Annotated in this window: 12 protein-coding genes; 2 read left to right on the forward strand and 10 right to left on the reverse strand. The window is 63.1% G+C overall.

What is annotated here, in order from left to right; all coding sequences use genetic code 11:
- Positions 1-134 precede the first annotated feature (134 nt).
- The 10 genes from BCV67_RS07300 to BCV67_RS07345 form a co-directional block, all read right to left on the reverse strand.
- Positions 135-470 carry a hypothetical protein gene (locus BCV67_RS07300; protein ID WP_062167179.1) on the reverse strand — a complete coding sequence of 112 codons (336 nt, stop codon included), beginning with the start codon at positions 468-470 and terminating at the stop codon, positions 135-137.
- Between the two features lie 27 nt (positions 471-497).
- Entirely contained in the window at positions 498-1,271 is a 774-nt protein-coding gene (locus BCV67_RS07305) for a LytR/AlgR family response regulator transcription factor (protein WP_062167182.1), read from the reverse strand.
- Complete coding sequence (locus BCV67_RS07310; protein ID WP_062167184.1) at positions 1,261-2,610, reverse strand: histidine kinase; 1,350 nt, start codon at positions 2,608-2,610, stop codon at positions 1,261-1,263. The genes BCV67_RS07305 and BCV67_RS07310 overlap by 11 nt, the downstream gene beginning before the upstream one ends.
- A gap of 347 nt (positions 2,611-2,957) precedes the next feature.
- Positions 2,958-4,931: a hypothetical protein gene (locus tag BCV67_RS07315; protein WP_062167186.1), complete on the reverse strand. Its 1,974-nt coding sequence runs from the start codon at positions 4,929-4,931 to the stop codon at positions 2,958-2,960.
- A gap of 356 nt (positions 4,932-5,287) precedes the next feature.
- Positions 5,288-6,937: a M28 family metallopeptidase gene (locus BCV67_RS07320; RefSeq protein ID WP_062167188.1), complete on the reverse strand. Its 1,650-nt coding sequence runs from the start codon at positions 6,935-6,937 to the stop codon at positions 5,288-5,290.
- A gap of 65 nt (positions 6,938-7,002) precedes the next feature.
- Positions 7,003-8,253 (reverse strand): RNA polymerase sigma factor, encoded by a 1,251-nt coding sequence (locus tag BCV67_RS07325; protein WP_062167191.1) that lies wholly within the window; start codon positions 8,251-8,253, stop codon positions 7,003-7,005.
- 262 nt (positions 8,254-8,515) lie between these two features.
- Positions 8,516-8,872: a DUF1428 domain-containing protein gene (locus tag BCV67_RS07330; protein WP_062171507.1), complete on the reverse strand. Its 357-nt coding sequence runs from the start codon at positions 8,870-8,872 to the stop codon at positions 8,516-8,518.
- Between the two features lie 13 nt (positions 8,873-8,885).
- Entirely contained in the window at positions 8,886-9,299 is a 414-nt protein-coding gene (locus tag BCV67_RS07335; protein WP_062167193.1) for a VOC family protein, read from the reverse strand.
- Positions 9,296-9,733 carry a VOC family protein gene (locus BCV67_RS07340; protein WP_062167194.1) on the reverse strand — a complete coding sequence of 146 codons (438 nt, stop codon included), beginning with the start codon at positions 9,731-9,733 and terminating at the stop codon, positions 9,296-9,298. The genes BCV67_RS07335 and BCV67_RS07340 overlap by 4 nt, the downstream gene beginning before the upstream one ends.
- Before the next feature lie 29 nt (positions 9,734-9,762).
- Positions 9,763-10,194, reverse strand: coding sequence for a YciI family protein (locus BCV67_RS07345; RefSeq protein ID WP_062167196.1), 432 nt, complete (start codon positions 10,192-10,194; stop codon positions 9,763-9,765).
- Between the two features lie 163 nt (positions 10,195-10,357).
- Here BCV67_RS07345 and BCV67_RS07350 point away from each other — a divergent pair, with 163 nt between their 5' ends.
- Together BCV67_RS07350 and BCV67_RS07355 are read left to right on the forward strand one after the other, a co-directional pair.
- Positions 10,358-10,732, forward strand: coding sequence for a YciI family protein (locus tag BCV67_RS07350; RefSeq protein WP_062167199.1), 375 nt, complete (start codon positions 10,358-10,360; stop codon positions 10,730-10,732).
- Between the two features lie 260 nt (positions 10,733-10,992).
- Positions 10,993-14,094 carry a TonB-dependent receptor gene (locus tag BCV67_RS07355; RefSeq protein WP_062167201.1) on the forward strand — a complete coding sequence of 1,034 codons (3,102 nt, stop codon included), beginning with the start codon at positions 10,993-10,995 and terminating at the stop codon, positions 14,092-14,094.
- The last annotated feature ends 131 nt before the right edge of the window (positions 14,095-14,225 follow it).

Below are 14,225 nucleotides of genomic sequence, written 5' to 3' on the forward strand. Positions count from 1 at the left end.
CTCCGCGAGTTCAAGCTGCACGTGCAACTGCAACTGCAACTGCAGCTGTAGCCCCTCTCCCCTTGCGGGAGAGGGGTTGGGGAGAGGGGTTGGGGAGAGGGGTTGGGAAGTCTGCACAAATGCCCAAGGCCTCCTCAACGCCGAATACTCACCTGCTGCGCAAAACCCACCGGCAAGCCATCCACCTCCCGCGTATTGCCCACCACCACCACGAAATCCTGAAGCACTTCGCGGCCACAAACTTGGCCATTGCCATCGGCGCGTGAACTGCACTGCTCGCGATACAGCTGGTAACCGCAGCGGCCACTGTCACTCTGCAGGCATTGGAAGCGGCTGACGCCGTCGGCCACGGTGGTACGGCTTAGCAGGCTCTGCTCGCCGCTGATGCGGGTAATCGAGGTCTGTCCTGCGGGTTCATGGATGCCCAGCATCGACAGCAGGCTGCCAATTAGAACGGTCAGGTAATGCATGGCAATACTCCGGCAGGCGACGCGGCATCACATGCCGCGGAACAGACTCATGAAGGGTTGGCTGACGACCAGGGTTTCACTGCGGTGCTTGAGCCGCAGTACGCCACGACCGTTGTCTTCGCGGCTCACCGCAGCCACCGCCTTCATGTTGACGATGGTGCCGCGGTGGATCTGGCGAAAACTGGCCGTATCCAGCGCGGCGGCCAGCTCACGCAGCGAGCTGCGCAGCAGCAGTTCTTCCTCGGCGGTGACCACCACGGTGTATTTGCTGTCGGCGCGGAAATACAACACGTCGTCCAGCATCACCAAGCGGGTTTCGCGGCCGTTGCTGGCGGTAATCCAGGCCAGCGGCGGTGCGGCCAGCGCGGCGACGGGCTGCCGTGCCAGCTGCTGCAACAGGCGTTCCAGCACACCCGGGTCGGCATTGCCGGCCTGGCGACGGGCCAGCACACGTTGCCGCGTCGCCAACAGGCGTTCATCGCTGACCGGTTTGAGCAGGTAGTCCACCGCACCCTGTTCAAACGCGCTGATCGCGTACTGATCGTAGGCGGTGACGAATACCACCTCGGTCTGCGGGCTCAGCTGCTGCAGCGCGCGGGCTACGTCCAGGCCGGTGATGCCGGGCATGCGGATGTCGAGGAAGGCCAGGTCCGGCTTGTGCGTTTCCAGCGCTTCCAGTGCGGCGGCACCGTCCTCGCATTCGGCCACCACCGCAAGCTCCGGCCACAGCCGTTGCAGCTGCGCCAGCAGCGCCTGGCGCAGCAGCGGCTCGTCTTCGGCAATGAGGGCTTCAAGGTGCATGCGGCAACTCCGGCATGTTCAGCGGTGCCGATGTGGTGGCGGCAACGGCGCTGCTGGGCAGCGGCGCTGCAGCTGCAGCTGCAGCGGCGGCTGGCGTCGATCCGGCGCGCCTGGGCAGGCTGATGGTGGCGGCCATGCCACTGGGGAAGTTGGATACCAGCGCCAGCGTGGCCTGCTCGCCACAGCTCAGGCGCAGACGCTCGCGCAGGTTTTTCAGGCCGATGCCGGTGCCGCTGTTATCGGTGCTGATGCCCTGGCCGTCGTCGGCCACGGTGATGGTCAACTGACCGTCCAACTCGCGCGCCAGTATCCACACCGTGCCGCCGCCACTCTTGGGCTCCAGGCCGTGCTTGATCGCGTTCTCTACCAGCGTCTGCAGCGACATCGACGGCAGGCTGACGCCGTGCAGCGATTCGGGAACGTCGATCTGCAGGGCGAGCCGCGAGCCCATGCGGATCTGCAGGATTTCCAGATAGGCCTGCACCCGTTCCAGCTCCTGCCCCAGCGTGGAGACCGACTGGTCGATGCCCGGCAGCGAACTGCGCAGGTATTGGATCAAGTGGCCCAGCATCTGCTCGGCGCGGGCCGGATCGCTGCGGGTCAGCACCTGCGCATTGGCCAGCGTGTTGTAGAGGAAATGCGGCTCCACCTGCGCATGCAGCAGGTTCAGCCGGGCCACGCTGAGCTCCTTTTCGGCCTCCGTGCGTGCGGCGTGTTCGCGTTCTTCGCGCCGCTGCTGGGCGACCTTTCCGCTCAGCGCATGGGTGACGGCTTCGGCGTTTTCGTAGTTGCTGCCTTCATCGAGCAGCAGCAGATCGACCCAGGCGCCGGCATCGGGTTCAAAGAACAGGGTGACGCTGCTGGTATCGGCGCCGGGAATGACGCGTGCAGTGATCTGGTTGTGCTTGATGGCCAGCCGCGCCATCGGGTTCCAGCGTGACGGCGGGCGTTCGCCGTAAGGATCGGCGCGGCGCTGGGTGGCACGCAGCTGCAAGGTGCCGGCCGAACGCTCCAGCTGCTCGATCCGCGGCATCTGCCCGATCACCTGTTCCAGCAGTGCAAAGGCAGTGGGCGCATCCAGCGGCAGCTCGACCTGACGGCGATGGCGGTTGGCCAGCGACTGGGCGTCCAGGCGGTCGGCGATCAGGGTGACCCGGCGGATATGGCCGACCACAGCGGTCAATGCGAACACCGTCAAGGCCATGGCGGCCAGGCCGAAGATCCAGCCCGGCGACTGGTCCATGCCGCTGAACAGGCCGCTCCACAGGAAGGCGGCAACCAGGATGGTCAGTGCCCAGGCGGCGAGGATGCGGAAACCCAGAAAGAGGCTGGCGAACATGATCAATCACCGTAGGGATTGGGGCTGAGCATAGGCATCCCCGGCAAGGCCGCAAGCAGCCTGCGACGAAACCCGGAAAAGCGCGACCAGACCCGGATTGGCCGCGACGGAAATGCCGGAGGTCTTGTAGGAGCGGCGTAAGCCGCGAAGCAGATGGAGTATCCGAGACGGCCTTGCCTGGCCCGCCAGTGGTGTTTGCTTCGCGACTGACGCCGCTCCCACAACCCCAGCCCGCTGGTAGCCCGGGTAAGCGCAGCGCACCCGGGGGTTTGGGCCACACAACCCCCGGATGCGGGTTCTGCCGGGAAGGCCCCTGCCGAGCATGGCTCGGCACTACCGATAGGGCCCTACCTGGCGTGCCAATCGGGGGGCAGCGGCCAGCGCGCAACGCCGTCGCCGCACAGGCCAACGAGCGCATCGCCCTGCGGCGCCCAGTGCAGCTGGCGCAGGTCCCAGCAGGCCGAGCGGCTGGGGTTCAAGCTGAGCGACTTGCCGCTGTCCAAGTTCCATATCGCCAGCACCGGGGTGCTGCCGTCGTTGCTGCCCAAGGCAAGCAAACGGCCGTCGGCCGACGCGGCAGCGGCGTTCAAGGCGTTCAGCCCCGGCAGTACCAGGGAATGTTTCAGTTTGCCGCTGGCCACATCGATCACGTGCATGCCCGGATTCCGGCGTTCACCTTCCATCAGCACGAAACCCACCGCGATCCAGCCACCGGCCGCTGAACCCAACGGCGCCGGCACCCATTGCGCCATGCCGGCATCGTCATTGCCATCGGCCTTGCCAAAACGACGCGGCAGCGACAACACGCGACTGACCCGACCGCTCGCAGCATCCAGTTCGGTCAAACCCGCCGGGTCCTCGACCCAGAAGCCCTGGCCCGGCCCATCCCAGCGCACCGGCTTGATCCGGGTGTTGCCCGGATAGCCTGCCAGCACGCCTTGCCGCGGCGCGTCGAAGCGCGGCGCGTAGATCCAGGCCGCGCCCTCGGCCGGCGGGGTCGTCTGCAGTTGCAGCACCCGCAATACCTCGCGGATCGGATTGCGCCCGTCCAGCGCGTGGTCGTACGGCACGGGCCGCCCCTGCGCATCCGGCAGCCAGTTCCAGCCACCGCTGATCGGCTGGCGTACGTTCGCCGCCCATTGCAGCGGATGCGATGTCGCGGTGGGCTGGCCGACGGCATAGGTGACCATGTGTTGCTGCACGGCCAGCCACGCATTGCGCCCTTGCAGGTCGGTGCTCAGGCCGGCGCGACCGGCATCACCCTCGGCCTGCCACAGGCGCTGCGGCGTAGTGCCCATGCCTGGCGCCCAGCGCCACAAGGCATCGGGATGGCCGCTGAGCAGCAACACGCTGCCGTCGGCCAGCGGCCGCATGTCGTAGTACTGGCCGCTTTCCGTCTTGAGCAGCCGCTCTGCGCTGGCAGCATCCTTGGCACTGCCTGGGGCTGTCAGCGTCGGCTCGACGATGCGGCTGTCAGCGGCCAACGGCGGCTGCCAATCACCGGCACCCATGCCGATCTGCAATGCCGCAGCAGGCAGCTTGCGCAGCGCGTCGTACACCGGGGTGAAGAGCGCATCCGGCACAGCACGGCGCATCAAACGCGGCGACGGACCACCGCCCATCACGTTGAACTCGCGCAGTTGATCGATCACACCGCCTTTCGGGTTGGGCCAATCATCAACGCGGCTCAAGGTGATTGCCGTAGCAGGTTTACCCAGCGCTTCGTCGATCTGCATGACGCGCACTTCGATTGTGCTTTTCGCGCGCCCGAGCAGCCCGTGCTTGTGCTCGGCGCTGGCCTGCCAGCTGGCGAAATCAACCTGCAGCTCGGTCATCTTGTCGCTCAGCGCATCCACCGTTGGGTCGCGCTGCAGGCGTTGTTCGCGTATTGGCAGTTCTTCTGCCAGCAGTGCGCCCTGCTCCACCGCCGTGCGTAGTGCCGGCATGCGGTAGCGACGGATGAAGTCAGCCTTCAATTCGGGACGGCGGGCAATCAACACATTGCCCCAGCCGTGCTCCATATAGGCCACGCGGGTGCGCTGCACCGGCGCATTGAAGGTACCCAGCGGTGCAAGGCTGGCCTGCACCACCGGCAGCACCTGGTCGAACGGCAGCGACACCACCAGTTCCACCTGGCCCAGCGGACGCTGGTTCTTTGCCAGCAGCGGCGCCTGCAGCGCGGCCGGAAGGCCTTTCTCCGGCTGCTGTTGAGTGCTGGGCAGCATCTGCCAGTTCGGCGGCAATGGCGAGGCGAGTGCTGCCATCGGGAAAAACGTGCAGGCCAGGTAGAGGATTGCGCGGCGTGCGCTGGTGTTTGTCATGGGTCTTCCTTGGTGGTGCGGCGAACGAGGATCGGGACGAGCTTCAAACGCTGTGCAGTTGCAGCCCTCTCCCCCAACCCCTCTCCGCATGCGGGGGAGGGGCTTCAAGCTCCCTTCCTTTCGCACATCGTGCGAAGGGGAGGGTTGGGGAGGGGTGCTTTTCACTTTGAAGCTTCAAAGCTGCCCTCTCCCCAACCCCCGCTCCGCGCCCCGGCCCTTGCATTGACGCAAGGGCGCTCGAGTGACCGCGAACCGGCGGTTCGCAAACGGTCCCTCTCCCCCCACAGGAGAGGGGCTTCAAGCTCTCGCCCTTTCGTGCATCGCGCGAAGGGCTTCAAGCGCACTTGCGTCATGCCTTACTTGCGCTCTGCGGCGCTCGCATCGCGGACCGCGCGGAAGCTTTCTTCCGGGCTCCAGTTCGGCCAGTCGCGTGAGTTGGCCAGCTTCTCACCGAGCGTGTACAGCACTTCCAGATCGCGGGCAGCCCCGGCAAAGGTCCAGTCAGCCTGCCACTCGTCGCCCTGCTGGTGGTAGCGCTTGGCGGTGTACTCGTCGGAGGCCTTCTTGCCGGCGGCGACGCCACCGTCGATCCAGTCCTGCCCTGCCCCGTACGACAGCGCCGGTACGCCGCGCTTGGCGAACGGGAAGTGATCGGAGCGGAAGAACAGGCCGGCCTCGGGCTTGGTGTCCGGGGTGTAGCGGATGTCCCAGCCCTTGGCGACGTCCTTGAGCTGGTCCAGCAGCTCCACCTTGGCCGTGCCGTAGATGCCGAAATCACGCGACGGGCTGTACGGCGACATGCCGTCCATGTTGATCACCGCCACCGTCTTGGCCAACGGATACAGCGGGTTGTTGGCGTAGTACTCCGAGCCCAGCAGGCCCTTCTCTTCGGCCGTCACCGCCAGGAACACCACCGAACGCTGCGGTTTCGGCTGCGAAGCAAAACCACGCGCAAGTTCAACCAGTGCCGCGGTGCCCGAGGCGTTGTCCATCGCACCGTTGAAAATACGGTCGCCACGTGCGTCCGGCTCACCGACGCCGATGTGATCCCAATGGCCGGAGTAAATGATGGTCTCGTCCGGATGGGTGCTGCCTTCCAGGCGCGCGACCACGTTGTGCGAGGTGATCACCTCGTTCTTGACCTGGTAATTGGCCGAGAAGGTCTCACCCTTCAATTCCACCGGCTGGAAGTCGCGCGACTGCGCCTGCTTCTTCAGTGCTTCGAAATCCAGGCCGGCGCGCTTGAACAGGTCCACCGCCAGGTCACGCTGGATCCAGCCTTCCAGCGCCGGGTGCGCCTCGGCCGGGTTCTGCCGGACCACATCGAACATGGTGTTGGTATTGGAACCGGCCACCGTCGCCCAGCCATAGGAGGCCGGTGCGGTTTCGTGCACGATCAGCACGCCGGCGGCGCCCTGGCGCGCGCCCTCTTCGAACTTGTAGGTCCAACGGCCGTAATAGGTCATGCCCTTGCCGTCGAAATCACCGGTGCCGGTTTCGAAATCCGGATCATTGATCAGCACCACCGCGATCTTGCCCTTCAGGTCAACGCCCTTGAAGTCGTCCCAGTTGCGCTCCGGCGCCTTGACGCCATAGCCCAGGAACACCAGCGGCGCGTTGCGGATATCGACCTGGCTTGCCCCGTTCATCGCCGCACGCACGGCGATTTCCTGGCCTTGGTTCAGCGTCTGCGGCTTGCCCTGGCTGCTCAGCGCCAGCTCCGGCTTGCCGACGATATCGCCCTTGAGCAACGGCACGGCCTGGGTCCACAGGCGCTGGCCGTCCTTCAGGTCGCCACCGGGCTGCATGCCGGCAGCGGCAAACTGCTTGCTCAGGAAGGCAATGGTCTTTTCCTCACCCGCGGTCGCCGGCGAGCGGCCTTCATAGGCGTCGGAGGAAAGCTCCCGGACGTCGGCCGAGATGCGGGCGCCGTCGAATTTCGGCGGGGCGGCCATCAAGGCCGTGGACACGGACATCGCCAACAGGCTGATTACGACTCGTTTCACGCGGTACTCCAGTGGTGAGGCAACCCCCAGAGTGTAGCCAGCCACGCGCGAAGGCGTGCAGTGTCTTAGTGCACGGCTGCCGCACGGGCCAGCAGGGCTTCGCGCTCGCGTGCATTGGCGCTCAGCGCCGCCGCATGTTCAAACGCCTGCCGCGCTTCGGCAGCACGCCCGAGCCGGGCCAGCAGGTCGGCGCGCACCGCCTGCAGCGGCGCATAGCCCTGCAGCTGCGGGTCATCAAGCAGGTGCTGCAGCAACGGCCAGGCGGCCGCTGCACCCTGCGCCTGGGCCACCGCCACGACGCGATTGAGTTCCACCACCGGCGATGGCATCACCTCCAGCAGACGACCGTACAGCGCAGCGATGGCGTGCCAGTCGGTCTGCTCGGCCTGGCGGGCGCGGGCGTGGCAGGCGGCGATACCCGCCTGCAGCACGTAGGCATCGTCCGCGCCGCCAAGCGTTATTGCCTGTGCCAACGCGGCTTGACCACGGGCGATCTGCAGCCAGTCCCAACGGCTGCGGTCCTGATCCAGCAACAGCACCGCCGCACCATCGGCAGCCACCCGCGCACGCAGTCGCGAGGCCTGCAGCTCCATCAAGGCCAGCAAGCCCAGCACCGCCACGGTGTCGGGCAACAGACCGCTCAGCACCCGTCCCAGCCGCAAAGCTTCCTCGCACAGCGCCGGGCGCACCCAGTCCTCGCCGCTGCTGGCGGCATAGCCTTCGTTGAACACCAGATAGACCACGTCCAGGACCGACTGCAACCGCTGCGGCAGCTCCTGCCGGCGCGGTACTTCGAAGGCCACCTTGCGTTCGGCCAGCAGGCGTTTGGCGCGGACGATGCGCTGGGCGATGGTGGGCTCCGGCTGCAGATAGGCACGGGCGATTTCATGCGTGCTCAGGCCGCATAGTAGACGCAGGGTCAGCGCTACCCGCGCGTCGGCGGGCAGCGCAGGATGGCAGGCGACGAACACCAGCCGCAGCAGATCGTCGCCGATGTCATCCAGATGGTCGGACTGTTCCGCGCCCATGGCGTAGTCCTGTTGTTCGTCGATGACCTGTGCCTGCCGCTGTGCATGCAGGCGCCGTTGCCGCAGCCGGTCGATGGCACGCCGTTGCGCGGTGGCCATCAACCAGGCGGCGGGGTTGTCGGGGATGCCGTGTTCCGGCCAATGCTCCAACGCCGCTACCAATGCGTCCTGGGCCAACTCCTCGGCACTGTCGAGGTCGCCCAGCATGCACGCAAGGCGTGCGACCAGGCGTGGCGATTCCATGCGCCACAAGGTGTCGAGCAACCGCTGCAGTTGTGGATCGGTCATAGGCAGCGATCAGAGCATCGTGCTGCGACGGCTGCAAGTGCGAAAAGCTGTTTTGTAGGAGCGGCGTCAGCCGCGAAGCAGGTGATATATCCGATTCAAAACTTCCATTACTGAAGCGCAGAACAGAGCAACAGCCACGCCTCCCCAACCCGTCCGGCCCGAAGGCATAGCCTTCGGTCGTTCATCAGGCCGCGCGCCAGTGGCGCGCAAACAGGCCTTCTTCACCCCCCCACGCCTTCGGCGCAAGGGAGCGGGTGCGGCCTCACAGCTGCACGAACGGCTGGAAGCCACCCCAGAACATGCGCTTGCCATCGAACGGCATGTCCTTCGGGCTCATGCCTGCCAGCCTGGGGTCGGCCATCGCTTTGGCATTGACCTTGTCGCGGTGCGCGCGCGAGCGGAACACCACGTAGGCGAACACCACCAACTCGTCCTCCTTCAACTTCACCGCCTGTGGAAACGAGGTGCGTTTGCCGGGTTTCACATCGTCGGCCACTGCTTCCACATAGGCCAAGGCACCGTGCTCTTTCCACACCTTGCCGGCCTTGCGGGCCATGCGCTTGTAGGCGTCCAGCTTCGCGCTGGGCACCGGCAATACATATCCATCCACGTAAGCCATGATCGTCTCCTGGTTATTGGCCCGGCTCGCCATCCATATGGGCGATTTCCCACAGGTGACCGTCAAGGTCGGCGAAGCCGCGCTGGTACATGAAGCCGTAATCGCGCGCCGGCATCGGTTCGCTGGCACCGGCCGCCAGGGCCTTGTCCACCAGCTCATCAACCGCCTGCCGGCTCGCTGCTGACAGGCAGGTGATCACCTCGGTCTGCCTGCGCGCATCGCTCAGGGGTTTATCGGTGAAGGTCTGGAAGAACGGCTCCACCAGCAGCATCACGAAGATGCTGTCGCTGATCACCATGCAGGCCGCCTTGTCATCACTGAACTTCGGGTTGAAGCTGTAACCCAGCGCAGCAAAGAACGTGCGCGTCGCCTGCAGATCACGCACCGGGAGATTGACGAAGATCATCTGCGGATTGCTCATGCTCATGCCCCCGCCTGCATCGGCTTCATGCAGTTGACCATCCACGGCTTGCCGTAGCGGTCCAGCAACATGCCCCAGCGGTGCGCCCAGAAGGTTTCAGCCAAGGCCATCTGTACCTGACCGCCTTCGGCCAGCGCCGCGAAGATGCGTTCGGCCTCGGCGATGCTGTCGACGTCGATGTTGATGGTGGTGGCGCTGGGGCCGGCACCTTGTGGGCCATCGGCGGCCATCAGCGTCGCGCCGTTGGCTTCCAACTGGCAATGGGCGATCTGCTCCGGTTGTGGCATGAAGCCACCGCAGCCTACCGGATCCATGTCCGGACTGGGTGGCATGTCGCTGTACTTCATTTCCGATACCACCGTGCCGCCCAATGCCTTGGCATAGAACGCCATTGCTTCATGGGTCTGCCCGTTGAAGCCCAAAAACGGAATCAATTTCATCGTCCTGCTCCTGCTGCTCGGGTGGGGGTTCAGTTGTTGCGTTCAATCTGCTCGCGCAAACGCTGCTCCTGCGCCTGCAATTCCGGGGTGAAGGCGGCACCGAAATCTTCCGCTTCGAAGAACGGGCGGATCTCCACTTCCACCGCGCTGCCGCCGTTGGGATTGAACGGTGCGCGCTTGAGCCATTCCACGGCTTCGTCCAGCGAGCGCACCTGCCACAGCCAGAACCCGGCCACCAGCTCGCGGGTTTCAGCAAACGGGCCGTCAATCACGCTGCGGCCTTCAGCCGCAAAACGCACCCGCGCGGCATGTGACGTGGGCTTCAGGCCCTCGCCGGCCAGCATGATGCCGGCCTTGACCAGCTCTTCATTGAAGGCGCCCATCGCCGCGATTTCCTCCTGCGTGGGCATGACCCCGGCCTCGGTCTCGGGGGTGGCCTTCACCAACACCATCACTTTCATCGCCGTACTCCGTTGCAGGCGGCATGCCCGCTTCACAACAGGTACGACGAGCCACCGCAGACAATCTCGACACGGTCGCGTCGTCTTTTTATGAACGGATTAATGCGGCAACGCAGCAAGGCTGTTGCGAGATCATGCGGGTCCACCTGCACGAGTCCGCGCCATGAAATTCCTGCTGCTGATCTACATCGACCCGCAATTGCGACAGGCCCTGCCCGCCGACGACTACGACACCTTGATGCGCGGCTGCCTGCAGCACGCCGATGCACTGCAGGCCGAAGGCACACTGCTGATGTCGCAGCGCCTGCAGCCACCAGCCAGCGCCCAGACCCTGCGCAGCCGCAAGGGCCAGGCCAAGGTCATCGATGGCCCCTTCGCCGAAACCCGCGAAATCCTGGCCGGTTTCAACCTCATCGAAGCAGCAGATGCAGATGAAGCCATGCGTATCGCCAAGCAGTTCCCGTGGGCGTCCTACGGCAGCATCGAGGTAAGGGCGGTGGCTGACATGGAGGTGGAGCGGAGGCGGGTGGGTGCGTGATCTGCGGAAGTAGAAATCACAGTTCGGCTGGACTAGTCGCTCCAGCTCCGCAAAAAAACTCCAGCAGGCGTTTTAAGCGTCGCATTACGTATGAGACTTGACAATCAAGTAATTGATTTTTATATAAAAAATACTTTTTTCACAACAATTTCATGAACCCCCATTAACTTTCACCCGTAACTAGGGTTATCTTTCGTTTACCTGGAATTTAGGTTGCTGACTTGCCGCCTTCCAGTAGACACCACTTTTCGGAGAGAGAGATGACCCATCGCAAGACCATTCAACGGGCTGCTTTGAGCGCAGCCTTGGCCCTATGCATCGCAGGTACTGCTTATGCCCAAAGCACCACAGGCAGCATCTACGGCACGGTCCCCTCAGCTGAAGCAGGAACTACTGTCCAGGTCACCAACAACGCGGGTTTTTCGCGGACGGTCACTGTTGGCACTGACGGCCGGTACAGCATCAGCTCCCTGCCGATCGGCAACTACAAGATCAACGTACAGCGCGATGGCCAGGTCATCGGTACTCGCGATGTTTCGGTAATAGTGGGTGCGGGTACGGACGCATCTTTCGCCAGCGGCGGCGCGTCTACACTTGAAACCGTCAATGTCACCGCTACCGCCGCTGCTGCCATCGACCTCACCGCGGTAGATACACGCACGGTCATCACCGCAGAACAACTCAAGCGCCTGCCCATCGGTCGCACAGCTGAAGCCATTGCCATGTTGGCACCAGGCGCAGTGGGTGGCGCAGGTGGCTATGCGGCGCTGGCCAACCTTGTTTCCTTCGGCGGCGCAGGCGCATCGGAGAACGCCTACTACATCAACGGCTACTTCACGGGTGAACCGCTTTCCAACCTTGGCGGCTCGGGTCTGCCATTCGTCGCTGTTGCACAGCAGGAAACTTACACCGGCGGCTACAGTGCCAAGTACGGCCGCTCCGACGGTGGCGTGATCAACCAGGTCGGCAAGAGCGGCACCAATGAGTGGCAGTTCGGTGCACAGATCGATTGGGCACCGAAATCCCTGCGCTCGCGTCGGGACGATCTGTACCTGCCCGACATCGATCTGTCGCAGTACAACTCAAACCCCAATCTTCCGTCGACCTGCGGCACGGCCAAGAACGAGAAGTGCGAATGGGGTTACTCGGATCCTAGCCTGGCTGGCACCAAGTACCAGAGCGGCAAGGGCGTCGAATTCGGCTCTACCCGCTATAGCGGCTACGTTGGTGGCCCGATCATCCAGGACAAGCTGTTCTTCTTTGCGGGTGGTGAGTGGTACAAGACCGACTCGGTCACCAACCCGAATACCCTCGGCAATGCCCGCAGCGTGCATGCTGAAGACGACAACTCGAAGTACTACGTCAAGATCAACTGGAACATCAACGACAACAACCTGCTGGAGGCCACCTGGTTCCAACAGAATGATGACTACAGTGGCAACTATCACGCGTATGACTTTGGCACCTTCACCGAAGGTGCAAAGCTCTCCACCGTGCCTACCCCGATCATCAAGGAAACGGACTACAGGGTCCTGAAGTACACGAGCTTCCTGACCGACAGCCTGACCTTCAATGCCACCTACGGGACCAGCGATTTCACAAATCGCCAGGTCAACCCCAGCATCCTGCCGAACACTCCCTATATTGCAGGCTCCGCCTTTCAGAATCCCGCCGCCAACGGCGGTAACGAGGTGAAGAACATTCAGGGTGGCTACCAGTCCATTGATGCAAAGGACAAGACCCGCGGCCTGCGTGCCGATCTGGAATGGGTGGTGGGCGACCACACCCTCAGCCTGGGTGTGGACAACATAAAGTTTGAGGCAAAGAACGAAGGCACCTCCCAGGTTGCCGATTACTGGGAATACCGCAAAGCCACCAGCGGCTCCACCAACATCTCGCCGTCACTGGGCGTAGGCGCACCGGGCGGCCAAGGCTATTACGTACGCCAGCTGAAATATTTCAACAACACCAGCATGTCGCTCGACCAGAAAGCCTGGTATTTGGAGGACCGCTGGAGTGTGACCGAAAACCTGTTGCTGTCGCTAGGCCTTCGTAACGATGAATTCACCAACAAGAACGACGCTGGCCAGGCCTACATGGATGCCAAGGACCAGTGGGCCCCGCGGCTGGGTTTCAGCTGGGACGTGATGGGTGATGCCTCGCTGAAGGTTTTCGGTAACGCCGGCCGCTACTTCCTGGCAATGCCCAACAACGTCGCAATCCGCGGCGCATCAGCATCTACCTATACCTACCAGTACTACAGCTACACCGGTATCGATGCCAGCGGCCTGCCCACCGGTCTTACCGAAGTTCCTGGCGTCGGTGGCGGCCCTGCACCTGGCCCGGTGTCATCCAACGGGGAATATGGCGTACCTGTTGATGTTCTCGCCTTTGCGCCGAAAGACATGAAGAACATGTACCAGGATGAGTACATCCTTGGTTTCGAAAAGACCTGGGGTGACAACTGGGTGTACGGCGCGAAGTTCACCTACCGTGACCTGAAATCATCCATCGATGATATCTGCGACAGCGGTAAAATCATCGACAAGCTCATTGCCAACAATATCGACCCGGACTCAGTTGAAGTTGCGAGCTGCTACATGTTCAATCCGGGCGGTTCCAATACCTTCAGCCTGAAGAACGTCGATGGCTCTGGCCGCACCGAGGTCAAGATGAATGGTTCTGACTGGGGCTTTGACGAAGGCGTCAAGCGTACCTACAAGGCAATTGACCTGTATTTGGAACATCCGTTCGACGGCAAGTGGGAAGGCCGCGTGAACTACACCTACAGCAAGAGCCAGGGCAACAACGAAGGCCAGGTGAAGTCCGAGTTTGGCCAGACCAACATCTCCAAGACGCAGGACTGGGATGCTGCCGAGATGATGCGCTTCGCCAACGGCTACTTGGCCAACGACCGTCGCCATCAGCTCAAGATGTTTGGCAGCTATGCAATCACTCCGGAATGGATGGTGGGCGGCAACATTCGCGTGATGTCAGGCTCCCCGATCAGCTGCCTGGGCTATTACAACCCGGACGGTGGCATTAACGAAGGCACTGCTGCGGGTGACCCGATCGGTTACGGCGCCGCTTATCACACCTGCCTGGGTAGCATTGCCAAGCCTGGCGCACGTCGCAATCCATGGACCAAGAACATCGATCTGGCAGTGACGTATAGGCCGTCCTATTTCGACGAGAAGGTGACCTTCAGCATGCAGGTATTCAACGTCCTGAATGAGCAAAAGGCGACCCAGGTTGATGTTACGTCGGAAGAAGACGCATACACGGTCTCGAACACCTATATGGTGCCGATAGCTCGCCAGAGCCCGCGTTACGTGATGTTCTCTGCAACGTACGACTTCTAAAAGTGTTGGCTAGGTGGTGGCCCCGGTACGGGGCCACCCTTTTGCATCGCTGCAACCCTTTCAAAGCCTCGCCCTGATTCGGACTGCCATCAACCCATATTGGGGAGGCGCAGTCATCTTCTTATCCGGGA

The organism is Stenotrophomonas nitritireducens, assembly GCF_001700965.1.
Taxonomy (GTDB): Bacteria; Pseudomonadota; Gammaproteobacteria; order Xanthomonadales; family Xanthomonadaceae; genus Stenotrophomonas; species Stenotrophomonas nitritireducens_A.